At 73.6% G+C, this 25,664-nt stretch carries 28 protein-coding genes; 10 read left to right on the plus strand and 18 right to left on the minus strand.

Translation table 11 applies throughout. The features are described from left to right. Positions 1–1,183: ATP-dependent DNA helicase RecQ (locus IR158_RS02135; RefSeq protein ID WP_291808865.1), on the minus strand; the 1,183-nt coding region annotated here is incomplete at its 3' end. Positions 1,184–1,257: 74 nt separating this feature from the next. Next, the gene (locus IR158_RS02140; RefSeq protein WP_291808868.1) at positions 1,258–2,073 is read right to left on the minus strand and encodes an SDR family NAD(P)-dependent oxidoreductase; all 816 of its coding nucleotides are present in this window, start codon (positions 2,071–2,073) and stop codon (positions 1,258–1,260) included. 123 nt (positions 2,074–2,196) lie between these two features. Here IR158_RS02140 and IR158_RS02145 point away from each other — a divergent pair, with 123 nt between their 5' ends. From IR158_RS02145 to IR158_RS02170, 6 genes are all read left to right on the plus strand, one after another. Beyond that, entirely contained in the window at positions 2,197–2,994 is a 798-nt protein-coding gene (locus IR158_RS02145) for an SDR family NAD(P)-dependent oxidoreductase (protein ID WP_291808871.1), read from the plus strand. A gap of 92 nt (positions 2,995–3,086) precedes the next feature. Continuing rightward, positions 3,087–3,734 carry a hypothetical protein gene (locus tag IR158_RS02150; protein WP_291808873.1) on the plus strand — a complete coding sequence of 216 codons (648 nt, stop codon included), beginning with the start codon at positions 3,087–3,089 and terminating at the stop codon, positions 3,732–3,734. Then, positions 3,731–4,348 (plus strand): OmpA family protein, encoded by a 618-nt coding sequence (locus IR158_RS02155; RefSeq protein ID WP_291808874.1) that lies wholly within the window; start codon positions 3,731–3,733, stop codon positions 4,346–4,348. Before IR158_RS02150 ends, IR158_RS02155 begins: the two co-directional genes overlap by 4 nt. Before the next feature lie 83 nt (positions 4,349–4,431). Beyond that, positions 4,432–5,007 (plus strand): orotate phosphoribosyltransferase, encoded by a 576-nt coding sequence (gene pyrE / locus IR158_RS02160; protein WP_291808875.1) that lies wholly within the window; start codon positions 4,432–4,434, stop codon positions 5,005–5,007. Beyond that, a complete protein-coding gene (locus IR158_RS02165) occupies positions 5,004–5,879 on the plus strand; it encodes a DUF3137 domain-containing protein (RefSeq protein ID WP_291808877.1) in 876 nt (291 codons plus the stop codon). The genes pyrE and IR158_RS02165 overlap by 4 nt, the downstream gene beginning before the upstream one ends. Then, positions 5,876–6,445: a LemA family protein gene (locus IR158_RS02170; RefSeq protein ID WP_291808879.1), complete on the plus strand. Its 570-nt coding sequence runs from the start codon at positions 5,876–5,878 to the stop codon at positions 6,443–6,445. Before IR158_RS02165 ends, IR158_RS02170 begins: the two co-directional genes overlap by 4 nt. Before the next feature lie 83 nt (positions 6,446–6,528). On the opposite strand, the gene IR158_RS02175 is transcribed toward IR158_RS02170, so the two are convergent. From IR158_RS02175 to IR158_RS02205, 7 genes are all read right to left on the minus strand, one after another. Then, a complete protein-coding gene (locus IR158_RS02175; RefSeq protein ID WP_291808881.1) occupies positions 6,529–7,554 on the minus strand; it encodes an AAA family ATPase in 1,026 nt (341 codons plus the stop codon). A gap of 83 nt (positions 7,555–7,637) precedes the next feature. Further along, positions 7,638–8,411, minus strand: coding sequence for an HAD-IIA family hydrolase (locus tag IR158_RS02180; protein WP_291808883.1), 774 nt, complete (start codon positions 8,409–8,411; stop codon positions 7,638–7,640). Then, positions 8,408–9,259 carry a VTT domain-containing protein gene (locus tag IR158_RS02185; RefSeq protein ID WP_291808885.1) on the minus strand — a complete coding sequence of 284 codons (852 nt, stop codon included), beginning with the start codon at positions 9,257–9,259 and terminating at the stop codon, positions 8,408–8,410. Before IR158_RS02185 ends, IR158_RS02180 begins: the two co-directional genes overlap by 4 nt. Positions 9,260–9,365: 106 nt before the next feature. Beyond that, complete coding sequence (locus IR158_RS02190) at positions 9,366–10,073, minus strand: SDR family NAD(P)-dependent oxidoreductase (protein WP_291808888.1); 708 nt, start codon at positions 10,071–10,073, stop codon at positions 9,366–9,368. Next, positions 10,070–11,173 carry a sugar kinase gene (locus IR158_RS02195; RefSeq protein ID WP_291808891.1) on the minus strand — a complete coding sequence of 368 codons (1,104 nt, stop codon included), beginning with the start codon at positions 11,171–11,173 and terminating at the stop codon, positions 10,070–10,072. The genes IR158_RS02190 and IR158_RS02195 overlap by 4 nt, the downstream gene beginning before the upstream one ends. A 35-nt stretch (positions 11,174–11,208) precedes the next feature. Further along, entirely contained in the window at positions 11,209–11,832 is a 624-nt protein-coding gene (gene eda / locus IR158_RS02200) for a bifunctional 4-hydroxy-2-oxoglutarate aldolase/2-dehydro-3-deoxy-phosphogluconate aldolase (RefSeq protein WP_291808894.1), read from the minus strand. A gap of 83 nt (positions 11,833–11,915) precedes the next feature. Next, on the minus strand, positions 11,916–12,929 hold the full coding sequence (locus tag IR158_RS02205; RefSeq protein WP_291808897.1) for an NAD(P)-dependent oxidoreductase: 1,014 nt from the start codon (positions 12,927–12,929) through the stop codon (positions 11,916–11,918). Positions 12,930–13,072: 143 nt separating this feature from the next. Between IR158_RS02205 and IR158_RS02210 the strand changes: the two genes are divergently transcribed. Continuing rightward, complete coding sequence (locus IR158_RS02210; RefSeq protein WP_291808900.1) at positions 13,073–14,395, plus strand: L-fuconate dehydratase; 1,323 nt, start codon at positions 13,073–13,075, stop codon at positions 14,393–14,395. A 62-nt stretch (positions 14,396–14,457) separates the two neighbouring features. Further along, positions 14,458–15,216 carry an FCD domain-containing protein gene (locus IR158_RS02215; RefSeq protein WP_291808902.1) on the plus strand — a complete coding sequence of 253 codons (759 nt, stop codon included), beginning with the start codon at positions 14,458–14,460 and terminating at the stop codon, positions 15,214–15,216. A gap of 19 nt (positions 15,217–15,235) precedes the next feature. Here the strand turns inward: IR158_RS02215 and IR158_RS02220 are convergent, their stop codons facing one another. From IR158_RS02220 to IR158_RS02260, 9 genes are all read right to left on the minus strand, one after another. Further along, positions 15,236–15,991: an SDR family oxidoreductase gene (locus IR158_RS02220; protein ID WP_291808905.1), complete on the minus strand. Its 756-nt coding sequence runs from the start codon at positions 15,989–15,991 to the stop codon at positions 15,236–15,238. Continuing rightward, on the minus strand, positions 15,988–17,022 hold the full coding sequence (locus IR158_RS02225) for an alcohol dehydrogenase catalytic domain-containing protein (protein ID WP_291808908.1): 1,035 nt from the start codon (positions 17,020–17,022) through the stop codon (positions 15,988–15,990). Before IR158_RS02225 ends, IR158_RS02220 begins: the two co-directional genes overlap by 4 nt. 3 nt (positions 17,023–17,025) lie before the next feature. Next, on the minus strand, positions 17,026–18,045 hold the full coding sequence (locus IR158_RS02230) for a C-terminal binding protein (protein ID WP_291808911.1): 1,020 nt from the start codon (positions 18,043–18,045) through the stop codon (positions 17,026–17,028). Beyond that, complete coding sequence (locus tag IR158_RS02235) at positions 18,042–18,824, minus strand: SDR family oxidoreductase (RefSeq protein WP_291808914.1); 783 nt, start codon at positions 18,822–18,824, stop codon at positions 18,042–18,044. The genes IR158_RS02230 and IR158_RS02235 overlap by 4 nt, the downstream gene beginning before the upstream one ends. A 29-nt stretch (positions 18,825–18,853) precedes the next feature. Then, complete coding sequence (locus tag IR158_RS02240; RefSeq protein ID WP_291808917.1) at positions 18,854–19,642, minus strand: IclR family transcriptional regulator; 789 nt, start codon at positions 19,640–19,642, stop codon at positions 18,854–18,856. Between the two features lie 31 nt (positions 19,643–19,673). Next, positions 19,674–20,504: a 5-dehydro-4-deoxy-D-glucuronate isomerase gene (gene kduI / locus IR158_RS02245; protein WP_291808920.1), complete on the minus strand. Its 831-nt coding sequence runs from the start codon at positions 20,502–20,504 to the stop codon at positions 19,674–19,676. A gap of 100 nt (positions 20,505–20,604) precedes the next feature. Then, a complete protein-coding gene (locus IR158_RS02250) occupies positions 20,605–21,915 on the minus strand; it encodes a TRAP transporter large permease (protein WP_291808922.1) in 1,311 nt (436 codons plus the stop codon). A 14-nt stretch (positions 21,916–21,929) separates the two neighbouring features. Then, positions 21,930–22,433, minus strand: coding sequence for a TRAP transporter small permease (locus tag IR158_RS02255; RefSeq protein ID WP_291808925.1), 504 nt, complete (start codon positions 22,431–22,433; stop codon positions 21,930–21,932). Positions 22,434–22,462: 29 nt separating this feature from the next. Further along, complete coding sequence (locus IR158_RS02260) at positions 22,463–23,521, minus strand: TRAP transporter substrate-binding protein (protein WP_291808927.1); 1,059 nt, start codon at positions 23,519–23,521, stop codon at positions 22,463–22,465. A 252-nt stretch (positions 23,522–23,773) separates the two neighbouring features. Between IR158_RS02260 and IR158_RS02265 the strand changes: the two genes are divergently transcribed. Then, positions 23,774–24,730 carry a DUF4862 family protein gene (locus IR158_RS02265; RefSeq protein WP_291808929.1) on the plus strand — a complete coding sequence of 319 codons (957 nt, stop codon included), beginning with the start codon at positions 23,774–23,776 and terminating at the stop codon, positions 24,728–24,730. After that, positions 24,727–25,617 carry an NAD(P)-dependent oxidoreductase gene (locus IR158_RS02270; RefSeq protein ID WP_291808932.1) on the plus strand — a complete coding sequence of 297 codons (891 nt, stop codon included), beginning with the start codon at positions 24,727–24,729 and terminating at the stop codon, positions 25,615–25,617. The genes IR158_RS02265 and IR158_RS02270 overlap by 4 nt, the downstream gene beginning before the upstream one ends. Positions 25,618–25,664: the final 47 nt, after the last annotated feature.

Genomic DNA, 25,664 nt, shown 5'->3' on the forward strand with positions numbered 1-25,664 from the left:
GCAGGTCGAGGTGCGCGACGAACCGCACGTCGGGCTTGTCGATGCCCATGCCGAACGCGATGGTCGCGACCATCACGACCCCGTCCTCGCGCAGGAACCGGGACTGGTTCGCGGCGCGGACGCGGCGCTCGAGGCCCGCGTGGTACGGCAGCGCGTCGATGCCCTCCTTGCGCAGCATCTCGGCCGTCTGCTCGACCGAGGCGCGCGACAGGCAGTAGACGATGCCCGCGTCGCCCTCGTGCTCGGTGCGCAGCAGGTGCAGCAGCTGCGCGCGCGGGTTGTCCTTGGGGACGATCCGGTAGCGGATGTTGGGCCGGTCGAAGCTCGCGACGAACTGCGCCGCGTCGGTGAGCTGCAGGCGCTCGCAGATCTCGCGGTGCGTGGCGTGCGTCGCCGTCGCGGTCAGCGCGATGCGCGGCACGCCCGGCCAGCGCTCGTGCAGTAGCGACAGCGCGAGGTAGTCCGGCCGGAAGTCGTGCCCCCACTGGGACACGCAGTGGGCCTCGTCGATCGCGAACAGCGCGACGTGCCCGCGGTCCAGCAGGTCGAGCGTCTCGGGCACGCGCAGCCGCTCGGGTGCCAGGTAGAGCAGGTCGAGCTCACCCGCGAGGAACGCGTCCTCGACCGCGCGACGCTGGTGGCGCTCCTGCGTGGAGTTGAGGAAGCCGGCCCGCACGCCCAGCGCCGACAGCGCGTCCACCTGGTCCTGCATGAGCGCGATCAGCGGTGACACGACGACGCCCGTGCCCTCGCGGACCAGCGCGGGCACCTGGTAGCACAGCGACTTGCCGCCGCCGGTCGGCATGAGCACGACCGCGTCGCCACCGGCGACCACGGTGTCGACGACCGCGGCCTGGTCGCCGCGGAACGCGTCGTAGCCCCACACGCGGTGCAGCACGTCGGCGGCGGTGCCGTGGGACGGCGCGGGCGCCCCCGCGGCCGTGCTGCGCGGTGCGTCGGGACGCCGGGAGCTCGTGCGGCCGGTCGACGGGGGAGCGCCCGCCCACGGGTCCTCGGCCCACGACTCGGGCGGCGGGGCGTCGTCGGGCGGCGGGGGAGCCTCGTCCCACCACGGCTCCACCGGCTCGGCGTCCCAGGTCGGGGCGTCGACGGCCGGTGCGTCGTCGAGAGCACCCGTCGCCCGTCGTCGACGGGCCTGGGGAACGGCGGGGTCCGGCTGCACCCGACCACCCTACGAGCCGCCGGGGGTCACCCGGGACCCCCGCCGGTCAGGCTGTGGACGGGTGCGCCCCGGCGTCAGCGTGCGTCGGCGTCGGAGCTGCCCAGCGGCTCGGTGTACCGCGCCTGCAGCGCTGCCCCGGCACCGTCGCTCAGCAGCGCGCCGGCAGCCGCCTGGCCCTTGGCACGCACCGAGCGCACCACGACCTTCTCGTCGCCCTTCAGCAGGCCCTCCACGGCCTGCCGCGCGACGTCCGCGGGGTCGTCCTTGCCGCCGTGCGCGACGCGCGTGTCCTCCATGTGGGACTGCTCGAAGAAGTCGGTGTCCGTGGGGCCCGGCAGCAGCGCCGTCACCGTGACGCCGGTGTCCCGCAGCTCGTACCGCAGGGCCTGCGCGAACGACAGGACGAACGCCTTCGACGCCGCGTACGTCGCGTAGTACGGCCCGGGCATCAGCGCGGCCACCGACGACGTCACCAGCACGCGCCCGGACCCGCGCGCGACCATCGCGGGCAGCAGCGCGCCGGCGAGGCGCACCGGTGCGACGACGTCGAGCGCGATCGTCCTCAGGTGGTCCTCGAGGGGGACGTCGAGGAAGGCGCCGCCCGCGGCCGTGCCGGCGTTGAGGACCAGCAGGTCGAGCGGGCGACCCGTGCCCTTCACCTCCGCGACCAGCGCGTCGACGCCCGCGGCCTGCGTGAGGTCGGCCCGCACGGCGCGCACCGCGCGGCCGTGCTGCGTCAGGCCGTCGGCCGCGAGCGCGAGCCCGTCGTCCTCGGCCGTGACGACCAGGTCGTGGCCCAGCTCGGCCAGCCGGACGGCGATCTCCAGCCCGATGCCGCTCGACGCGCCCGTGACCAGTGCGAGCGGTGCGGGGACCAGTGCGTTCTCCATGCTCACCTCCGTGTCGACGTGGGCCCCACGCTACGGGCGGGCCGGGGTGGCCGCACCAGGGGAGGCGGCGCCGACACGCGGGAGCGCGCGACGCGGCGGCGCCGGTGTCCGTAGGGTGACGCCATGGGTACCGCACTGGTCACCGGCGCGAGCGCCGGCCTGGGTCTGGAGTTCGCCTGGCAGCTCGCCACGGCACGTCACGACGTCGTCCTGGTGGCGCGCGACGAGGGGCGGCTGACCCGCCTCGCGGCGCAGCTGGAGGCCGCGGCGGGGATCCGCGCCGAGGTGCTGGCCGCCGACCTCACCGACCGGGCCGACGTCGAGCGTGTGGCCGCGCGGCTGCGGGACGACGAGCGTCCGGTGGGCCTGCTGGTCAACAACGCCGGCATGGGGCTGAACCAGCCGTTCGTCGACGGCGACATCGCCGCGGAGGAGCGGGCGCTCGAGCTCATGGTCCGCACGGTCATGGTGCTCTCGCACGCCGCCGCCGGTGCGATGAAGCAGCGCGGCCGCGGCGCGATCCTCAACGTCGGCTCGGTCGCCGGGCTCGTCGCGTCGGGCACGTACTCCGCGCACAAGGCGTGGGTGCGGGTCTTCACCGAGGCGCTCGCGGTCGAGCTCAAGGGGACGGGCGTCACCGCGACGGTCGTCGCCCCGGGCTTCACGCACACGGAGTTCCACGAGCGGGGACGCATCGACACGGCCCACTACCCGGCGGTCGCCTGGCTCGACGCGGAGGACGTGGTGGCCGGCGCGCTCGCGGACGTGCGCCGCGGCGTCGTCCTGTCGACCCCGAGCCTGCGCTACAAGGCGGTCTCGACGCTCCTGAGGCTGGCCCCGCGGTCCGCGGTGCGGTCGTTCAGCAGCTACCGCCGGGCGCTGACCGACGACGCGGCCGAGACGCCCGCGGCCGACGACTGACCCGTCCGGGCGACGGCGGACGTCCGATTCGTCCGCCTGGGGGTGGAGCCGGGTAGCGTGCAGCACTCGTCGACCGTTCCCGGAGGACCCGCATGCGTCTGACCCACCGTTCCGTCCTGCGCCGTGCGCTGGTGGCCCTCGTGGCGGTCGGCGCCGTGGCGCTGACGTCGGCCTGCACCGGTGACACCGACGAGCCGACGCCCTCCGCGACGGCGAGCGGGCCGGCCGCCGAGGGCGGGGAGGGCGAGCAGGTCGCGCCCGTCGATGACGTCGCGACCCAGGTGATCGCCGAGCAGACGGTCGACACGCCGGCCGGTTCCGAGGTCGCCGGCGGCGAGGTGACGCTGATCCTGCGTGACGTGCGGGTCGACGCCGAGGTGCTCACGGTGCGCTGGGCGCTGCGATGGGAAGCGCCCGACCGCGGCGACGACGAGGAGATGAGCCTCTTCGACCTCGGGATCGACCCGGTGCCCCTCGTGACGGACACGACGCACCTGCAGGCGTTCCTGCCGCTGTGCGTCAAGGGTGACTGGAACGGTGACGGCGCGGACCGCGATCTCTGCGACGCCACGATGCTCGCCTCCCCCCTCGTGCACATCAACACCAAGGTGCGCAACCACTCGACGCTCGAGGGCTGGGCGGCGCTCCCGGCGCCGGAGAACGAGGGCGGCTCGCTCGACGTGCTGATCGCCGACGGCCTGCCGGTCTTCACCGGCGTGACCGCACGGCAGGGGTCGTGACGGGACGGGCCCCGCGTCGCCGCCGCCTGGCGATCGCGCTCGTCGCGGCGGCACCGCTGGTCGTCGGGCTGCCGGGGGCGTCCCCGGCCGCGGCCACGGCGACGCCGGGGGAGCCGCCCTGGGCCGAGCTCGCACGGACGCCCGTCACGCCCGACATGATCGAGCGCGCGACGCTGCGGCTCACGGGCGGGCCGCTCCACCTGGTCGGCGGCCCGCTCGCCCTCGTCCGGGAGAAGTCGGTGCGGGAGCTCGCGCGCGAGTCGCAGGGCGTGACGACGCTGACGTCGGACCTGCTGTTCGGGTTCGACAGCGCCGACCTCGCCCCGGGCGCGAGCGCCGCGATCGGCGAGATCGCCGCCGCTCTGCCGCAGGGCGCGGCGGTCGCGGTCGACGGGCACACGGACGGGCTCGGCGGCGACGCGGTCAACGTGCCGCTCTCGCAGGCGCGCGCGCAGGCCGTCGCGGGCGCTCTCGCGGCCGCCCGGCCCGACCTGGTGCTGACCGTGACCGGTCACGGCAGCGCGAACCCCGTCGCCGAGGAGCAGACCGGCGGGCGGGACGACCCCTCCGGCCGTGCCCTCAACCGTCGCGTCGAGGTGCGTGTCACCGGCTGACCGGCCGGCACCGGCCTGCCGCGACCGCGCGGCCCACCCGGACGACGCACGACGGCGGCGAGACGGCCCGATACCCTACGGCCGTGACCGACGCCCCCGCCGCAGCGCCCCGCGACCAGCTCGTCGCCCTCGTCCGTGACCTCGCCGTGGTGCACGGCAGGGTGACGCTGTCCTCCGGCAAGGAGGCCGACTACTACGTCGACCTGCGGCGCGTGACGCTCCACCACCGCGCCGCGCCCCTCATCGGCCACCTCATGCTCGACCTGCTCGAGGAGGCCGGTCTCGGCACGGCGGAGATCGACGCCGTCGGTGGTCTGACGCTCGGCGCCGACCCGGTCGCCACGGCGCTGCTGCACGCGGCCGCGTCGCGCGGGCAGGACCTGGACGCGTTCGTGGTGCGCAAGGCGGGCAAGGCGCACGGTCTGCAGCGCCGCATCGAGGGCCCCGACGTCGCCGGGCGGCGCGTGGTCGTCGTCGAGGACACCTCGACCACCGGAGGCTCGGCCATCACCGCCGTCGAGGCGGTCCGCGAGGCCGGCGGCGAGGTCGTGGCCGTCGCGACCATCGTCGACCGCGGTACCGGCGCGCGCGAGGCCATCGAGGCGCTCGGCGTGACCTACCACCACCTGCTGGACCTGGCCGACCTCGGTCTCGCGTGACCTCGGTACCTCCGCCGGGCCCGGGGCGACCGGGCTCCGAGCCGGGTGGACCGCCGCGGCGACGGCAGCTCCGTCTGTCCCGGGTCGTCTTCTACTCGATCGCCGTCGTCTGGACCGGCTTCATCGGGTACTTCGTGCTGACGAGGGTGACCCTGGACGCCTCCGACCTCGTCGGGGTGGCCTTCTTCGGGGTCTTCGGCCTCGTCGCCGTCGCGCTCGGGAACGCGTGGCAGAAGCGGCGCCACGAGAAGCTCGCGGCGTGGGCACGGACCCACGGGTGGGACTACGTGCGGTACGACCGGGAGCTCGAGCGCATCCAGAGCGGCGCGCCGTTCGACACCGGGGACTCCCACGCGGCGATCGAGGTGATGCGCCGCGACTGGCAGGGTCGACCCGCCGTGTCGTTCACCTACCGGTGGACGACCGGCTCGGGCAAGGACCGGAGCACGTCGTACGCGCACGTCGTGGCGCTGCGGCTCCCGGCCTACCTGCCGAGGCTCGAGGTCACCCCCGAGGGCGTCGGGGCGCGGCTCATCAAGCTCGCGGGCGGCAAGGACCTGCAGCTCGAGCTCGAGGCGTTCAACCGCGCGTACCGCGTCGTGGCGTCCGACGAGCGGACCGCGCACGCCGTCCTGCACCCCCGCCTCATGGAACGGCTGCTGCAGCCGCACCTGGTCGGGCGGCACTGGCGCATCGAGGGCACGTGGCTCGTGACGTGGGACGACGGGCGCACCGACGTCGACCGCATCGCCGACCGCCTCATGGTGCTGACCGTGGTCGCGGACGCCGTGCCACGGCACGTGTGGCAGGACCACGGCCACGACCCGCTCGCTACGATCGAGCCACACCCCGTCCCCAAGGAGTCCTCGTGACCGGTGGCACCATCGCCCTCGTCGTCCTGATCGCCGTCGTCGTCATCGTCCTGCTGTGGGGTGTCGCCCAGTACAACGGCTTCGTCCGGCTGCGCAACCTGGTGCAGGAGTCGTGGCGCCAGATCGACGTCGAGCTGCACCGCAGGCACGACCTGATCCCGAACCTCGTCGAGACCGTCAAGGGGTACGCGGCGCACGAGCGCAACGTGTTCGACGAGGTCACGCGCGCCCGGGCGGCCGCAGCGGGGCCCGTCGACAGCCCGGCCCAGCAGGCGGTGCAGGAGAACGCCCTGAACGCCGCGCTCGGGCGCCTGCTCGCGGTGGCCGAGAACTACCCGGTGCTGCGGGCCAGCGAGAACTTCCAGCAGCTGCAGGCCGAGCTGGCCAACACGGAGGACCGCATCGCCGCGGGCCGGCGGTTCTACAACGCGAACGTCCGCACGCTCAACACCAAGGTCGAGACGTTCCCGGCCAACGTCGTGGCGAACATGTTCGGGTTCACGCGGGCCGAGTACTTCGAGGTCGAGGACCCGCAGGTCCGTCAGGCGCCGGCCGTCGGCTTCTGAGCGGCCGCGCCGCCCCGTGCGCCACGCCCGGTCCTCCCGTCGGAGGGCCGGGCGTCGCCGTGCCGGGCGTCGCCGTGCCGAGTTCAGTGCGAGAACGTCGCGATGTGCTGCGTCGAGGGCTCGGTATGACGTTCCGGCGCGAGGAGCGACGGCAGGCGGTGCAGCAGGGGGTCCACGAGGCCGCGGCGCGGGTCCAGCACGTGGGCCTGCTCGAGGCGCGAGAGCAGCAGCCCCACCTCCGGCGTCGTGAGGCTCAGCAGGTGCGCCAGGTGCTCGGGCTCGACGAACCTGTCGGTGGTCGCGCACACGGCCGACAGCAGCACGTCGAGCGGGCACCGGTCCTCGCCGCGGCACACGTCGACGTGCAGGCCGGCGGCCAGGCGCTCGACGAGCTCGTCGCCGACGTCGCCCAGGTCACGGTGCTCGGCGATCGCGCGCGGCAGCCCGCCGTGCCGCAGGTAGTCGGCCCGCACGTCGCCCGACCTCCCCGCGGGCTGCGCGAGCAGCAGCTCGGACATGCTGGCGGGCTGCAGGTGCCGCACGGCCAGCGCCCCGGCGGGCACGGCCGACGCGAGCACGGCGAGGTCGGCGGGGTCGAGGACCGACGTGGTGGCCAGCACCTGGTCACCACGACGGCAGGCGTCGGCGAGCATCTGCGGCCAGCCGGCGACCGTGCCGACCTCGTCGACGACCAGCACGCGGTGCCCGTCGCACGCCGGCGCACCGGTACGGGTGGGGGTGCGCAGGGCGGTCGCCAGGTCCGTCGGGCGCAGGGTCGAGATCGCGCCGGCGTCGTCCGCGAGCTGGACCGGGACCAGCACGACGCGACGGGGGTCCGTCGCCGGGTCGGCCACGAGGTGCGCGACGACGTCCTTGACCGCGGTCGTCTTGCCGACGCCGCGCATCCCCACGACGAGCGTCACGGTGCCGGGGCGAGGCCTGTCGGTGACGGTGGCGAGCGTCGAACGGGCTTCGGTGGTCGCCGGGGCCCACTCGTGGCGGGCGCGCGACGCGAGGTCGGCGTCGTCGAGCACCCACGAGGCACGGCGACGGCGCGACCACCAGGGGTTGGCCGCGCGCAGCACCTGGGCGAGCTCGCTGTTGCGCATACGTCCAGGGTGGTCGCTCCCGGGACGTCCCGGCCGGGACGAACGGCCCCGTCGGGCCGCTGGACGGGGCGGATACGTCCTGGTCAGACCAGCTCGATGAGGTCCTGCACCGAGTCGAGGACCGAGGTCGGGCGGAACGGGAAGCGCTCGACGTCGCTCGCGCGGGTCGAGCCGGTGAGCACGAGGTAGGTGCGCAGGCCCGCCTCGATCCCGGCGACCACGTCGGTGTCCATGCGGTCGCCGACCATGACCGTCGTCTCCGAGTGGGCGTCGATCCGGTTGAGCGCCGAGCGGATCATCATGGGGTTGGGCTTGCCGACGAAGTACGGCTTGCGTCCCGTCGCGGCGGAGATCATCGCGGCCACCGCGCCCGTCGCGGGCAGGTCGCCCTCGGCGCTGGGGCCGGTGACGTCCGGGTTGGTCGCGATGAAGCGCGCCCCGGCCTGGATCAGCCGGATCGCCTGCGTGATCGCCTCGAACGAGTACGTCCGGGTCTCACCGAGCACGACGAAGTCCGGGCGCGCGGCCGTGAGCGTGTACCCGGCCTCGTACAGGGCGGTCGTCAGCCCGGCCTCGCCGATGACGTGGGCGGACCCGCCGGGCATCTGGTCGGTGAGGAACTGCGCGGTCGCCAGCGCGGAGGTCCAGATCGCCTCCTCGGGCACGTCGATGCCCGTCGCGGCGAGGCGCGCGCGCAGGTCGCGCGGCGTGAAGATCGAGTTGTTCGTGAGGATGAGGAACGGGCGTCCCGCCGCCTTCAGCGCGTCGACGAAGTCGGCGGCGCCGGGCAGGGCCGTCCCCTCGTGGACGAGGACGCCGTCCATGTCGGAGAGCCACGACCGGATCTCGCGGGTCATCGCTGCGTGCGCTCCCCGATCTCGTCGTCGACGGCCGGCGTGCCGGCCTGCCCGGGCACGGGCGGCGTCGCCGCGTTCCCGAAGACCTCGCGCTCGACGGCCGCGCGCTCGACCGGCTCGTCGTACCCGGTGTCGCGGCCCTCGACGGTCTCACCGGCCTGCTCCTTGCGGCGCGCGCGCCACAGCTCGAACGCCACCGGCAGGACCGAGACCCCGACGATGAGGATCAGCAGGGCCTCGATGTTGTTCTTGATGAACGAGAAGTTGCCCAGCCAGTACCCCAGGAGCGTCACGCCGACGCCCCACAGCAGCGCGCCCACCACGTTGTAGGACACGAAGTGCCGGTAGCTCATCTTGCCGACCCCGGCCGCGACCGGGGCGTAGGTGCGCACGAACGGCACGAAGCGCGCCACGATGATCGTCCGGCCGCCGTACTTGTCGAAGTACTTGTACGTCTGGTCGATGTACTTCTGCTTGAAGAACCGCGAGTCGGGGCGGCTGAAGACCTTGGGCCCGAGCTTGCGCCCGATCGCGTAGGCCAGCTGGTCGCCGGCGAACGCCGCCAGGAAGAGCACGCCGCACAGCACCCAGATGTTGAGCTGCAGGGAGTCCTGCGCCACCAGCGCGCCCGCGGTGAACAGCAGCGAGTCGCCGGGCAGGAACGGGAAGAGCAGCCCCGTCTCGATGAACACGATGGCCACGATGCCGATGAGCGCCGCCGTGCCGAACGAGCGGATCAGGTGCTCGGGCTCCAGGAAGTCCGGGCCCAGGGCGGGAAGGGGACCGCCTGCGAGCAGCGGGAGCGACCCGTCCGTCAGGGCGGCCGAGAGCACCGTCGTCATCAGCATGGGGACCAGGGTACGGCGCACGAGGGCCCCCGGGGACAGGTCGTCGTCCCCGGGGGCGCCCGTCAGCGCAGGTGCCCGCCGCCGTTGAGGTCGAGCACGGCACCCGTCATGAAGCCGGGCTCCGTCGCGAGGTACACGACGGCCGCCGCGACGTCCTGCGGTGTCCCGGCCGCCCGACGAGCGTGCCGGCGACGGCTGCGCGCTGACCGGCCTCGGGCGTGAACCGCTCGTGGAACGGGGTGTCGCCGATGAACCCGGGTGCCACGGAGTTGACCGTGATCCGGCGGGGACCGAGCTCCTTGGCGAGTGCGCGCGTGAGCCCGTCGACGCCGGCCTTGGCCGCCGCGTAGGCGCTCGCGCCCGCACCGCCGCCGTCCTGGCCGGCTGCCGAGGACACCTGCACGACGCGCCCGCCGTCCGGCATGACGTCGAGCACGGCCTGCGTGACCAGGTACGTGCTGGTGAGGTTGACGTCCACCACCGCGCGCCAGTGGTCGAGCGCGACCTCGGCGAACGGCACGCGGCCGACGATGCCGCCCGCGTTGTTGACGAGCACGTCGAGGTGACCGCCGAGCGCCCGGGCGGCCGCGGAGACGACCTCGCGCACGGCGGCGGGGTCGGTCGCGTCGAGCTCGTACGCCACGGCCGTGCGGCCCATCGCGCGCAGCTCGGCCACGAGGTCCGCGGCGTCGTGCGTGCGGTAGGTCACGGCGACGTCGGCGCCGGCGCGGCCGAGCGCGAGCGCGACCTGCCGGCCGATGCCCGTGCCGCCGCCCGTGACGAGCGCCGTGCGGCCCTGCAGGGGTCCGGTCACCTGTCGACCCGCGCGCTGCCGCCCCCGGCGAGCTTGAGCACCTCGGCCTTGGTCACCATGGTGGTGTCGCCCGGCGTCGTCATGGCCAGCGCGCCGTGCGCCGCGCCGTACTCGACGGCCGTGGCGAGCGGCTGCTCGTCGAGCAGCCCGTAGACCAGGCCGGACGCGAACGAGTCGCCGCCGCCGACGCGGTCCAGGATCTCCAGGCGCTCGCGGTACGTGGCCTGCACGACGCCCGTCTCGCGCGACCACGCGAGCGCGCCCCAGTCGTTGCAGCTCGCGGAGTGCACGGTGCGCAGCGTCGTACCGATGACCTTGAAGTTCGGGTAGGCCGCTGCTGCCGTCTCGATCATCGCGGCGAACGCGTCGACCTCGATGGCGGAGATGTTCTCGTCGACGCCCTCGACCTCGAACCCGAGGGAGGCCGTGAAGTCCTCCTCGTTGCCGATCATGACGTCCACGTGCTCGGCGATGCGCCGGTTGACCTCCTGCGCCTTCGCCTGGCCGCCGATGGACTTCCACAGCGACGGCCGGTAGTTGAGGTCGTAGGAGACGACCGTGCCGTGGCGCTGGGCGGCGGTCACGGCCTCGACGACGACCTCGGCGGTGGTCTCGCTCAGCGCGGCGTAGATACCGCCGGTGTGCAGCCAGCGCACCCCGAGCTCACCGAACAGGTGGTCCCAGTCGACGTCACCGGGCTTCATCTGCGAGGCCGCGGTCAGCCCGCGGTCGGAGACGCCGACGGCGCCGCGGACGCCGAAGCCGCGCTCGGTGAAGTTGAGGCCGTTGCGCACGCCGCGGCCGATGCCGTCGTACGGCGCCCACCGGATGAACGACGTGTCGACGCCGCCGGTGAGGATGAAGTCCTCGACCAGGCGGCCGACCTCGTTGTCCGCGAGGGCGGTGACGACGGCCGCGCGCAGGCCGAACGCGCGGCGCAGGCCGCGTGCGACGTTGTACTCGCCGCCGCCCTCCCACGCGCGGAACTGGCGGGCGGTGCGGATGCGGCCCTCACCCGGGTCGAGGCGCAGCATCACCTCACCGAGGGAGACGACGTCGTAGCGGCACTCGGCCGCGGGGCGGATGGACAGGGCGGTCATGGTGGTCCTCGGTCTCGTGGTCGGCGCGGGTGGGGTCAGCGCCGGGTCAGGGCGACGGCCTCGGCGGTGAGGCGCGTGATGCCCGCGAAGTCGCCGGCGCGGACGAGGTCCTTGCTCACCATCCACGAGCCGCCGACGGCGACGACCGCCGGCACGGCGAGGTACTCGTGGAGGTTGGCGGCGCTCACGCCGCCGGTGGGGACGAAGCGCAGGCCACCGAAGGGCGCCGCGAGGGCCGCGATGGCCTTGGGGCCGCCCGACGTGCCGGCGGGGAAGAACTTCACGGTGGTGAGCCCCAGCTCGAGCGCGGCCTGGATCTCCGTGGCGGTGACGGCACCGGGCAGCGCGAGGACGCCGTGCTCCTGGCAGCGCTCGACGACGGCGCGGCTGAGGCCGGGGGAGACGACGTACGAGGCGCCCGCGGCGACGGCCTGGTCGACCTGGGCCGGGGTCAGCACGGTGCCGGCGCCGACGAGCATGTCGCCGCGCTCGCTCATCGCGCGGATCGAGTCGGCGGCCGCGGCGGTGCGGAACGTGACCTCGGCGACCGGCAGCCCGCCCGCGGCGAGCGCGGCGGCGAGCGGTGCGGCGTCGGCGGCGTCGTCGAGCACCACGACCGGGACGAGCCGGGCGGCGGCGAGCTGGTCCAGGGTGTCCATCGGGGGATCTCCTCTGTGCGTTGCGCTAGGCGGAACGAGCGTCCCGTTGTGAGGAACACTCTCTCACAACGGGACGCTCGGCGTCAGCGGGCGTGCCGCTCGTGGTGCAGCGCGGACGGGTCCAGCGCGTGCGCCGGTCGGCGGCCCTGGGCGACGTCGACGATCGCCTCGAGGGCACTCGTCGCGACCGCGTCGGTGAAGTCCTGCGTCCAGCACAGCGCGTGCGGCGTGACGATGACGTCCGGGTGCGTCAGCAGCGGGTCGTCCGGCGCGGGCGGCTCCGGCTCGAGCACGTCCAGCCCGGCCCCCGCGATCCGGCCCGCGAGCAGCGCGGACCGCAGCGCGTCGTGGTCGACGAGCCCGCCCCGGCCGACGTTGACGAGGTAGGACGTGGGTCGCATCGCGGCCAGGAGGTCCGCGTCGACCAGGTGGTACGACGACGGCGTGAGAGCGGCCGTGAGGACGACGTAGTCCGACTCGGCGGCGAGCTCGGTGAGCGGCACGAGCTGCGCGCCGACGCGCTCGGCGCGCGCCGTGTCGGCGCCCGGGTCGGCGGCGAGCACGCGGACCCCGAGGGGCCGGACGAGCTCGGCCAGCTCGCAGCCCACGCCGCCGAGGCCGACGATGCCGACGGTGCGGCCGGCGACGCCCGGTCCCCGGTACAGGCCGCGGTCGCCCCAGCGCCCCTCGGCCGCCGCCCGGTGGTTCTCGGGCAGCCGGTGGGCGAGCGCCAGCAGGAGGGTCAGCGCGGCGAGGGCCAGCGGCCGGCGGACGGCGGTCGGGGTGTTCGTCACGACGACACCCTCGGCCGCCACGCCCGGGACGTCGATGCCGTCGTAGCCCGCGCCGTAGCGCGCGAGGTGGCGCAGGCGGGGAGCCGCGGCCGCGGCCTCCCGCGTCAGTCCGAGGTGGCCCAGGGACAGGACCGCGTCGTAGGGGGCCAGGACGTCCGCCGTGAGCTGGTGCTCGACGGCCGGCAGGTACTCCCAGGTGAGGCCCGCCGCGGTGAGCCGGTCGAGGCCGAGGTCACCGAACCGGGACGAGCCGTCGGGCAGGAAGCCGTCGGCGGTGACGCCGACGTGGTACGTGTCGCGCATGAAACCCTCCGTAGTCATCTGATGTATCGAGCCAAACATAGCCCTCGCCCTGCACCACCCCTGCGGAGCGGCGTGCGCGCGGCGCTGCAAAGGTCTGATGAATCGAGGTACGGTGTCCTCACCCCCACCGAGAGGAAGCGCTCGTGAAGATCACCGCCGTCGACGTCGAGGACGTCCGGTTCCCCACCTCGCTCACCGCTGACGGCTCCGACGCCATGAACAAGGACGGCGACTACTCCGCCGCCTACGTCGTCCTGCGCACCGACGGCACCGACGCCGAGGGCGCGCCGCTCGCCGGCTACGGCCTGACGTTCACGACCGGCCGTGGCAACGACATCGTCGGCATCGCCGCGCGCCAGCAGGCGGCGCTGCTCGTCGGCCGGGACGTCGAGGAGATGGTGGCCGACATGGGCGGCGTCTACCGCGACCTCACCGCGGACGCCCAGATGCGCTGGCTCGGCCCCGAGAAGGGCGTCGTGCACCTGTCGCTGTCGGCCGTCATGAACGCCGCGTGGGACCTCGCCGGTCGCGTGGCCGGCAAGCCCGTGTGGCGGCTGCTCGCCGACATGACGCCCGAGCAGCTCGTCGACGTCGCCGACCTGCGCTACCTCTCCGACGCCCTGACGCGCGACGAGGCGATCGCGCTCCTGCGCGCCCAGGAGGGCGGCAAGGCCGAGCGCATCGCCGAGCTCGAGCGGACCGGGTACCCCTGCTACACGACGTCCGCGGGCTGGCTCGGGTACAGCGACGAGAAGCTGCGCCGGCTCTGCCAGGAGGCCGTCGACGAGGGCTACCAGCACATCAAGCTCAAGGTCGGCGCCGACCTCGAGGAGGACGTGCGCCGCTGCGGCATCGCGCGCGACGTCATCGGGCCCGACCGGGCGCTCATGATCGACGCCAACCAGGTGTGGGACGTCGACCAGGCGATCGAGTGGACCAACGCCCTGGCGCGGTTCGACCTGCTGTGGATCGAGGAGCCGACGAGCCCGGACGACGTGCTCGGCCACGCCGCGATCCGCCGGGGCGTCGCACCCGTGGGCGTCGCGACGGGCGAGCACGGCCACAACCGCGTGATGTTCAAGCAGTTCATGCAGGCCGGTGCCATGGACTACTGCCAGCTCGACGCCGGGCGCCTCGCGAGCCTCAACGAGATCGTCGCGGTCCTGCTGCTCGCCGCGAAGTTCGGCGTGAAGGTGTGCCCGCACGGCGGCGGCGTGGGCCTGTGCGAGATGGTCCAGCACATCTCGATGCTCGACTTCGTCGCGGTCTCGGGGTCGCGCGAGGGCCGTGTCACCGAGTACGTCGACCACCTGCACGAGCACTTCACCGACCCCTGCGTCGTGCGTGAGGCCGCCTACGTGCTGCCGAGCCGGCCGGGGTACTCGACGCAGATGCACGAGGCGTCGGTCGCGGAGTTCCGCTTCCCCGACGGCGCGTACTGGGCCGGACGGCTCGCGTCGGCGTGAGCGACCCGACCAGGACGGCGGGGGCGGCACCGGCCGCCCCCGCCGTTCGGCATACTCCAGGCATGTCACGCACGGACCGGGTCGTCGACGGCGTCACCGCCATGATCCTTGACGGCCGCCTCGGGCCGGGGCAGCGCCTGCCGGTGGAGAAGGACCTCGCGGACGCGCTCGGCGTCTCGCGCGGGTCGTTGCGCGAGGGCATCCGGGCGCTGGCCGTGCTCGGGGTCGTCGAGACCCGGCAGGGCGACGGCACGTACGTCACGGCGCTCGACCCCGGCAGCCTCGTGGCGCCGCTCGGGCTCGTCGTCGAGCTGCAGGCCGCAGGGCACGCGCTGCACGTGCACACCGTGCGCCGGCTGCTGGAGACCGAGGTCGCCGGGCTCGCCGCGGCGGGTGCGCGGGCCCCGGGCGCCGACCTCACGGCGGCACGCGAGGCGCTCGCGCAGGGCGCGGCGGTGCTCGCCCGGGCCGGGTCGGACGACCCCGCGACCTCGGGCGAGGGGGAGTCCGGTGACGGGGAGCCCGGCGACGTGCTCTGCGACCACGAGGCGCTCCTCGCGGCCGACCTCGCGTTCCACCGCGCCCTCGGGGCGCTCGCCGGCAACCCCGTCCTCGCGGCGCTCACCGACGCCATGGGCGGGCGCACGGCCCGGCACCGGCTGTCGCGCGGCGTCACCGAGCCCGGTGCCGAGGCCCGCACGCAGCGCGAGCACGAGGCGATCCTCGACGCGGTCGCGGCCGGGGACGTCGACCGCGCCCGCGTCCGGATGGCGGCCCACCTGCTCGCGGTCGAGGACTTCCTGCGCACCGACGCGGGCTGAGGCGGGCCGCCGGTCGCGCTCAGCGCGCGAGCCACCCGCCGTCCACCGCGAGCACCTGGCCGTGCACGTACGCGGCCGCAGGGGACGCGAGGAACACGACGACGTTGCCGATGTCCTCGGGACGGCCCCAGCGCCCGGCCGGGATGCGCACCGAGAGCTGCTCGAGGCGCACGGGGTCGGCCAGCAGGGCCGCGTTCATGTCGGTGTCCATGTAGCCCGGTGCCACCGCGTTGACGTTGACACCCTTGGCCGACCACTCGTTGCACAGCGCCTTGGTGAGCTGCGCGACCGCGCCCTTGCTCGCCGCGTACGCCGGCACCGTCAGCCCGCCCTGGAACGACAGCAGCGACGCGAGGTTGACGATCTTGCCGTCACCGCGCTCGAGCATCGGCCGCCCGAAGAGCTGGCAGAGCTGGAACACCGAGCGCAGGTTGACGTCGATGACGCGGTCCCACGCCTCGAGCGGGAAGTCGACGGCGGGGTAGCGGTCCTGCGTGCCGGCGTTGTTGACGAGGATGTCGACGCGGTGCTCGGCGAGCACGCGCTCCGCCGTGGCGGCGATCGCGTCGCCGTCGCCCAGGTCCAGCGGCTCGAACGCGAGCCTGCGCCCGAGCGCCGCCGCCTGGTCCGCCAGGTCGGACGGCACGGGGTTGCGCGCGAGCACGACGACGTCCGCGCCGGCCTCCAGCAGGGCCTGCGTGATGCCGCGGCCCAGGCCGCGGCCGCCGCCGGTGACGACGGCCGTGCGGCCCGTCAGGTCGAAGGGGGTGGTCATGCGTCTGCCTTCCCGTGCAGGGGGGTGAGGAGGACCTTGAGGCAGTCCTGGCCGGACGTCGCGGCCGCGAAGGCGGCGTCCACGTCGGCCAGGTCGAAGGCCCGGGTGGGGAACGCGGCCAGGCCGAGCTCGTCGGACGCGAGCAGCTCGATCGCGCGCCGGACGTCGGCGGACGTGTAGACCCGCACGCCGACCATCGACTGCTCCTTGAAGCACACGGCCTGCAGGTCCAGCGGCGTGGGCTGCTTGTAGACGCCCACGATGACGATCCGGCCGAGCACGCGGGTCGCGGCGGCCAGATCGGCTGCGACGGTCGGGTGCGCGGCGGAGTCGAACGTCGTGTCGGCGCCCTCGCCGTCGGTGAGCGGCGCGAGGACCTCGGCCATGGTCGAGCCCTCGGGGACGACCGTGAGCCCCAGGTCCGCGGCGACCTGACGGCGCCACGGGCTCGGCTCGGTGACCACGACGGTCCCCGCTCCGGCGTGCCGCGCGACGAGCGCGGTCAGCACCCCGATGGGTCCGGCGCCGTAGACGGCGACGGTGTCGCCCTGCTCCATGCCGGACAGGTCGAGCGCGTGCACCGCGACGGCCAGCGGCTCGACGAGCGCCGCGAGGCGCGGGTCGACGCCCGCGGGCACCTCGTGCAGCACCTCGGGGGGCAGCGCGACGTACTCGGCCATGCCGCCGGGGGCGTCGATGCCGTACAGGCCCAGGCGGCGGCACACGTGCCCGTGCCCGTCGCGGCAGGCCTTGCACTCGCCGCACGAGATGAGGGGCTCGGCGATGACGAGCGCGCCCTCGCGCGGACCCGTCGCACCGGCCTGCTCGACCCAGCCCGAGAGCTCGTGCCCGGGGATCAGCGGGGCCTGGGCCCGCGGGTGCTTGCCGTGGAAGATCGACAGGTCGGTGCCGCAGATGCCGTTGTAGGCGACGCGGACCAGGGCCCAGCCGTCGGGGACCTGCGGCAGGGGGACCTGCTGGACGGCGATCTCGTCCGCGCCGGTCCACACCGCCGCGCGCATGGTGCTCATCGTTCAGGCTCCTGTCCGGGCTGCCGCGCCCACGGGCGCGCAGTCCTGGTTGCGGCCCGGGGCGCCGAGCACCTCGGGGTTGACGACGTTGCGCGGCGCCCGGCCGGCGCAGACCTCGACGACGTTGGCGACCGTGCGCCGCTTCAGCTCGTCGTACGACTCCTCGCTGTACCAGGCGAGGTGCGGCGTCAGGACGACGTTGTCGAGCTCCATGAGCGGGTGGTCGACGGGCAGCGGCTCGATGTCGTGGACGTCGATCGCGGCGGCCCGGATGCCGCCCGTGCGCAGCGCCTCGACCAGCGCGGCGGTGTCGGCGACGCCGCCGCGGCTCGTGTTCACGAGGATCGCGTCGGAGCGCATGCGGGCGAGCTGGGCGGCGCCGATCATGCCGCGCGTCGAGTCGTCCAGGGGCGTGTGCAGCGACACGACCTGCGCGCGCTCGAGCAGCTCGTCGAGGCTCACCGACGGGAAGCCGTGGTACTCGGTCGCGTCGGGGTCGGCCGCGACGTCGTACCCGATGACCTCGTAGCCCAGGCCGGCGGCCTTGCGCGCGGTCGCGGCGCCGATCAGGCCCATGCCGACGACCCCGAACACCCGGCCCCGCGTCTGGTACGCGGGCCGGATGGCGGCGAGGTCGAACGAGCCGGCCCGCATGCCGCGGTCGAGCCGCGGGATGCCCCGGGCTGCCGCGAGCGTCATGCCGATCGCGTGGTCGGACACCGCCTCGGTGCCGTAGTCGGGGACGTTGCACACGGCGATGCCGCGCGCGGTCGCGGCGGCGACGTCGACCGAGTCGATGCCGACGCCGTAGCGGCCGATCGCCCGCAGGCTCGGCAGGGCGTCCATGATCTCGGCGGTGATCGACGCGTACTGCACGAGGACCGCGTCGGCGCCGGCGGCGTTGGCGACGAGGGCCTCGGGCGTGAACGACTGCGTGACGACGAGCTCGGCCCCCGCGGCCGCGGTGATCTCGCGCTCGGCGTCGAAGGAGTCGTGGTCGCACTCGGTGACGACGATCCTCATCGCGCGAGCCAGCCGCCGTCGACGGGCAGCACGGCGCCGTGCACGTAGTCCGCGGCGCGCGAGGACAGGTACAGCACGGCTCCGGCGATGTCCTGCGGGGTGGCCCAGCGGCCGGCGGGGATGCGGTCGAGGATCGCCTGGCTGCGGGCGGCGTCCTGGCGCAGGTCGTGCGTGTTCGCGGTGGCGACGTAGCCGGGGGCGACGGCGTTGACGTTGACGCCCGCACCGGCCCACTCGTTCGCGAACGCCTTGGTCAGGCCCGCGATGGCGGACTTCGACGCCGTGTAGCCGGGGACGTTGATGCCGCCCTGGAAGCTGAGCATCGAGGCGGTGTTGACGATCTTGCCGTGCCCGCGCTCGAGCATGCGGCGGCCGACCTCGCGCGAGAGCACGAACGCGGTGCGCATGTTGACGTCCAGGACGTGGTCGAAGTCCTCGTCCGAGTGCTGCGCGACGGGCGTGCGGCGGATCGTGCCGCCGTTGTTCACGAGGATGTCGACGTCCCGCGCACCGAGGTCCGCGGCGAGCGCCGCGACCTGCTCGCGGTCCGAGAAGTCGGACCGCAGCGGCGTGAAGGCCCGTCCGGTCGCCTCGACCGCGCGGCGCACCTCGCTGTCGCCGTCCTCCATGTCGTAGCTGACGCCGATGACGTCGGCCCCTGCCGAGGCGAGGGTCTGCGCGATCGCCAGGCCGATGCCCTGGCTCGCACCGGTGACCACGGCCAGGCGGCCCTCGAGGGTGAACAGGCTCGCCGTGTACTCGGCCGGGTTCGTCGTCATGACGTGCTCTCTTCCTTCGGTGGTGCGCCTCAGGGCGTGTGGCCCAGGGCGGCGGATATCAGGCCGGCCGTCTCGACGACGGCCGGCGCGTGGGCCTCGAGCTGCTCGGGCGAGCACTCGACGGCCAGGGTGGAGATGCTGACGCCGTACGTGACGGTGCCGGTGTGGTCGTAGACCGGGGCGGCGACGCAGACGATCCCGGGGACGTTCTCCTCCAGGTCGAACGCGTACCCGCGCTCGCGGACGCGCGCCAGCTCGGCCTGCAGGTCGCTGAGCTGCGTGATCGTGCGCTCGGTGCGGCGCAGCAGGCCCGAGCGGGCGACGAAGCGCTGGATCTCCTCGTCGCCGCGCGCGGCGAGCACGACCTTGCCGATCCCCGACGAGTGCATGGGGATCGCGTGCCCGACGCGCGACGGCATCTGGTACGGCTTGTCGGAGTCCATGCGGACGAGGTAGACGATCTCGTCGCCGTTGGCGACCCCGACGTGGGCCGTGCAGTGGACGCGGTCGACCAGCTCGCCGACGAACGGCTCCGCGATCGCCGAGATGTCGAGCCGCTGCAGCGCCCGCCCCGCCAGGGACAGGATCTGCGGGCCGGGCTGGTAGAGCCCGTCCGACGTCACGACGATGAAGCCCCGGTCGACGAGCGTGGCGAGGACCCGGTGGGTCGTGGCCTTCGCCAGGCCCGTCGCCTCCACGACGTCGGTGAACCGCGAGTGGCGCAGCGCCGCCTCGAGCACGAGCAGCGTCTTCTCGCTCGCGTTCGTCTTCGCGCCCTGCGCGTCGTGCTCGCGGGGCGTGGGCTGGGTCTGGGCCATGGGGCTCACCTCTCGTCGCGGGTCGAAACCGTCAACGCATGTCGGTGATGGGGAAGCCGTCCATGTCGTCGAACGACTGATTCTCGCCCGCCATGGCCCACACGAAGCTGTAGCTCGCGGTGCCGACACCCGAGTGGACGGACCAGCTGGGGGAGATGATCGCCTCCTCGTTGCCGACGACCAGGTGCCGCGTCTCGTCGGGGCGTCCGAGCAGGTGGACGACGCGCGCGTCGTCGGGCAGGTCGAAGTAGAGGTAGGCCTCCATGCGGCGGTCGTGCGTGTGCGCCGGCATGGTGTTCCACATGCTGCCGGGGTGCAGCGTCGTCACGCCCATGACGACCTGGCACGAGCGCACGCCGTTCTCGTGGATGTACTGGTTGAGCGTGCGGCGGTTGGACGTCAGCGCGTCGCCGAGCTCGCGGACCGTGCCGTGGCCGGCCTCGACGAGGGTCGTCGGGTAGGCGGTGTGGGCGGGGGCGGAGACGACGTAGAAGCGCGCGGGGCTCGTCGCGTCGGCGGACGCGAACGTCACGTCACGCGCGCCGCGCCCGAGGTAGAGGCACGAGCCGTGCGCGAGGTCGTACGTCGTGCCGTCGACCGTGACGGTCCCGCTGCCGCCGACGTTGACGACGCCCGCCTCGCGGTGCTCGAGGAAGTACTCGGAGCGGATCTCGGGGAACGTCGGCAGGGCGACCGGTCCGGTGACCGGCTTGGCGCCCAGCAGGACGACGCGGTCGTGGTGGGTGTAGACCGCGTTCGCCTCGTCGTCGACGAAGAGGCCGGGCACGAGGTAGCGGCGGCGGAGCTCGGCGGTGTCCATGCCGGGGATCTGCTCGGGGCTGGTCGCGTAGCGCTGTTCCATGAGGGACCTTCCTGGGGTGGGGCGTGCGGCGGCGCGGCGTGCGGCCGCCTGCCCGGGACGCTGCGCGACGTAGGCCGCGCAGCGTCCGGGCGGGTGGTGGTCAGGGCGTGACGAGGCCGAGCTGCGTGGGCAGCCACATCGACAGCGCCGGCGTGAAGATGACCATGAGGAGGACGAGGATCAGGGCGCCGAAGAAGGGCAGCAGGCGCCGGATCACCGCCTCGATCGAGATGTTCGCGACCTTGGCGCCGACGAAGAGGATCGGCCCGACCGGTGGCGTGATGGTCCCGATGGAGAGGTTGAAGACCATCATGATGCCGAAGTGCACGGGGTGGATCCCCATGGCCATGACGATCGGCAGGAAGATCGGCGTGAAGATCAGCACCGCCGGCGTCGGGTCCATGAAGCACCCGAGGATCAGCAGGATGACGGCGATCAGCAGGAGGATGACCACCGGGTTGGTGCTGACCGAGAAGATCGCCTCGGACGCCATCTGCGGGATCTGGGCGAACGACATGACGAAGCCCATGATCGAGCTGACCCCGACGAGGAACATGACGACGGCCGTGGTGCGTGCCGCGTCCATGAGCATCGTGGGGATCTGGCGCGCCTTGATGGTCCGGTAGAAGAACGACAGGACGAGCGAGTAGACGACCGCGATGACCGAGCCCTCGGTCGGGGTGAAGTACCCGGCCAGGATGCCGCCGATGACGATGACGATGAGCAGCAGGGCCGGCACGGCCGCCAGGATGACGCGCGTGCCCTGGCGGAAGCCGATGCGCTCGGTGACCTTGAGCTCGGGCCGCTTGCGGGCGTACAGGTACACGATGAGCATGCAGGCACCGGCCCACATGGCACCGGGGATGTAGCCGGCGACGAACAGCGCGGCGACCGAGGCGCTCGAGACGAGCGAGTACACGATCATCAGGTTGCTCGGCGGGATGATCATGCCCGAGGGCGCCGAGGCGATGTTCGTCGCGGCCGCGAAGGACTTGTCGTAGCCCTCGCGCTGCTGGATCGGGCCGATGGTCGAGCCGATGGCGGCCGCGGCGGCGACGCCGGAGCCGGACACCGCGCCGAAGAGCGCGTTGGCGGCGACGTTCGTCTGGGCGAGCGAGCCGGGCATGCGCCCGACCATCACCTTGGCGGCGTTGACGAGCCGTAGCGCGATCCCGCCTTGGTTCATGATCACGCCGGCGAGCACGAAGAACGGGATCGCGAGCAGGGGGAACGAGTTGATCCCCCGGAAGACCTGCTGGGCCGAGGTGAGCACACCGTTCTCGAAGCCGAGAGCGGTGACCATCGCGGCCAGCGAGGACAGGCCGACGGCGACGCTGATGGGTGCTCCGATGAGCAGGAAGACGGCGATGCCGCCGAGCAGGATGAGTGCGGCGAGTGCTGCGGGGTCCATGGGTCAGGCCTCCTTCACAGGACGTCAGGCTCGGCGTCCTCGACGGCGCGCTCGGCGCCGGTGAGGATCCTGACCAGGTGGTAGACGGTGTACAGGGCGATGAGCACCCCGGAGATCGGCAGCGCCAGGTACAGCGGGCCGACGTTCACCGGCAGGCCGGTGAGGTTCTGGTCCCAGGCCAGCTCGACGACCTGCAGCCCGCCCCACACGAGGACGAGGGCGGTGAAGACGAGGATCGCGAGCTGGACGAGCACCGCCACGACGACCTGCACCTTGCCGGGGAGCTTCTTCACGGCGAAGTCGACCGCGATGTGGCCGCGCTCGCCGAAGACGAGCGCCGACGCGAAGAGGCCCAGCCAGATGAACAGGTACTTGGCGAGCTCCTCGGACCAGGTGCTGGGCTGGTCGAGGACCTGTCGGGTGAAGACCTGCCACGTGACGTCGACGACGAGCACGGCGAACAGCACCACGCACACCCACGTCAGCAGCCGGTCGAGGAGCAGCTTTGCTCTGGTCATTGGTCAGACCTCTTCGCGTCGGTCGCCGGTCACTTGGCCGCGGCGCGGACCTGGTCGTAGATCGTCTTGGTGACGTCGTTCGTCAGCTTCTTCTCCGTCAGCGGAGCGATCGCCGCGTTGAACGCCTCGGTGTCGACCTCGTTGAACTTCGCGCCCGCGGCCTCGGCGGCCTTGATGCCCTCGGCGACCTGCTCCTTCCAGAGCTTGGCCTCCTCGACGCGCGCCTCGGCGAGGAGCTCGGTGAAGATCTCCTGGTGCTCGGGCGTCATGGCGTCGTAGACGTCAGGGCTGATGATCAGGTAGTCGGGGAACATGAGGTGGCGCGTGTAGCTGTAGTACGGCGCGACCTCGGCGTGCTTGAGGTTCGAGTAGATGAGCTCGTTGTTCTCGCCGCCCTCGATGACGCCGGACTGGATGGCCGTGTAGACCTCGCCCTGGCCCATCGGGGTGCCCGTGCCGCCCATCAGCGACATCATCTCGATGTTGGTGTCGGACTCGATGACGCGGATCTTCATGCCCGCGAGGTCGGCCGGCGTGTTGATCGGCTTCTCGGCGTTGTAGACCGACCGGACGCCGCCGTGGAACGCGCTGACGACCTTGATGCCCTGGTCCTCGAGCGAGGAGTACAGGTCGCCGACGATCGCCGGGTCGTTCGTCACCTCGCTCTGGTGCTCCTGCGAGTCGAAGACGAACGGCAGGTTGAAGACCACGAAGTCCGGGTTGAAGTTCTCGAGCAGCGAGCCGCCGATGTAGGCCATCTCGATCGTGCCGGCCTGGACCAGCTCGATGGTCTCGCGCTGCGCCCCGAGCGTCTCGTTCGGGAACACCTCGATGTCGTACGCGCCGTCGGTCGCCTCGAACAGCTTGTCGCCGAGCTCGTCGAGCACGATGTACTGCGGGTGGTTCTCGGGCTGGTTGAACGCGGCCTTCATGACCAGCGTGTCCGCGTTCGGCTTCGCTGCGTCACCCTCGGCCGTCGCGCTGGGGGTGTCCTTCGCGGCGGGTGACGTGCCCGCGCTGCACGCCGTGAGCGCCAGCACGGAGGCGCCGATGAGCGCGGTGATCGTCGCGGCCTTGTTTCGCCTCATGGGGGGTGTACTCCTCTGTCGGCTCACCGGGGGGTGAGCGGGTGGTGCTCGGTGAGCACCGCCCGGTTGTGGGCTGAGTCCCGACGACCGTGTCGCGACTCGTGCTGACCTCGCTGTCAGTGCCACGGGTATGGAACCATGTTCCGAGGCACGGAACAAACCTTGCCCGATACCGAAGCCCCGTAGCACAACTTTGGTCCCGGGTGGGCGGTGATCCGCCGTGCCGTAGCCGACATTCGAGACGGAGCAACGATGCTTTCCACCCTCACCCCCGACCGCCCCCTGCTCGGGGCGTACGCGATGGCGCCGCGGGAGGGGGACCAGCGGGCGCGGTTCTGGGACGCCGTGGCCGACCTGCCGGCCGGCGGCCTCGAGCTGCCGCTGCCCGCGCCGGGCGCGGGTCCCGAGCCGGCGACCCTCGCCGCGCGCAGCGACCTGCGCCTGCTCGTGACCTGCATCCCCACCGTCATGGGCCGGCTCGCGGAGCAGCCCGCGTACGGCCTGGCCTCGACCGACGAGGACGCGCGACGCAGCGCGCTGGCGGACGTCCGCCGGGCCCGCGACCTGGCCGAGGACCAGGCCGCGGCCGGGGGCGCACGCGTCGCCGCCATCCAGGTGCACAGCGCGCCCGGGCCGCGTTGCGGCAGCCGCGACGCCCTCGCCCGCTCGCTGGACGAGATCCTCGCGTGGGACCTCGCCGGGGCCCGGCTGCTCGTCGAGCACTGCGACGCGCTGGTCGCCGGGCAGCAGCCCGCCAAGGGGTTCCTGCCGATCGAGGAGGAGCTCGCCGTCCTCGCCGGTTGTGCAGGGTCCGACGGCGCCGGCCCCGGCCTCGCGGTCAACTGGGGCCGGTCCGCCATCGAGGGGCGCAGCCTGCACACCCCGCTCGAGCACCTGCAGGCGGCGTCCGACGCCGGGCTGCTCGGCGCCCTGGTGCTGTCCGGCGCGACCGACGCGCAGACGCCGTGGGGCGCGCCGTGGTCCGACGCCCACATCCCGCCGCGCGGCGACGCCCCGGCGCTCGGCGCGTCCGCCGACTCGCTGCTGGGACCGGACGAGGTCGCCGCTGCCCTCGCGCTCACCGGGCCGGGCTGCCTCGTCGCCGTCAAGATCGCGGTGCGGCCCGCCGACGCCGACGTCGCCACCCGGATCGCGGTCGCGCGCGCCGCGCTCGCCCAGGTGGCCGCGGCGTCGGGACACGGCCGATGACCGGGGCCCGCGTGGGCGTCGTCGGCCTGGGCACGATGGGCGCGCCCATGGCGCGGCACGTGCTCGCCGCCGGCTTCCCGCTGCACGTCACCGCCCGCCGCCCCGAGGCGACGGCGGCGCTCGTGGCCGACGGCGCCACGGCGCACGCCACCGCGCGCGACCTGGCGGCGCACAGCGACGTCGTCGTCACCGTGCTGCCCGACCTGCCGGAGCTCGTCGGGGTCCTCGAGGGCCCCGACGGGCTGCTCGCCGGGGTGGCCGGGCCGCTCGTGCTCGTCGTGTGCTCCACGAGCTCACCGACGGGCGTGCGCGAGCTCGGCGCCGCCCTCGACGCGCGCACCGGCGGTGCCGTGCGGCTGGTGGACGCTCCCGTCAGCGGCGGCCAGGAGGGCGCCGAGGCCGGGACGCTCGCGATCATGGTCGGCGGCACGCCGGACGACGTCGCGCACGTGCTGCCCGTGCTCGAGGCGGCGGGCACGCCCGTGCACCTCGGGCCGCTGGGATCCGGGCAGGTCGCCAAGGCGTGCAACCAGGTCGTCGTCGCGGCGACCGTCACGGCGCTGGCCGAGGCCGCGGTCCTGGCCGAGCGCGCGGGCCTGGACGTCGCCCGCATGCTCGACCTGCTCGCGGGCGGGTACGCCGGCAGCCGCGTGCTCGAGGTCAAGAAGCACCGGTTCGTCGCCCACGACCACAGCCCGTCGGGCCCGGCCCGCTACATGGTCAAGGACCTGCGCGGCGCGCTCGACGAGGCGGGCCGCACCGGGACGGCCACCGTCCTGACCGACGTGCTCCTCGAGGTCTTCACGAGCGTGACGGACGCCGGCCTGGGGGACCTCGACACGTCGGTCGTGCAGGACTGGATCGCGGGGCGCACACCCCCGGGGTGAGCCCCGGGCGAGCGCGGCGCGCCGTGCACGACGGTGCCCGCACTCAT

The organism is Cellulomonas sp. (assembly GCF_015234515.1).
Taxonomy (GTDB): Bacteria; Actinomycetota; Actinomycetes; order Actinomycetales; family Cellulomonadaceae; genus Cellulomonas.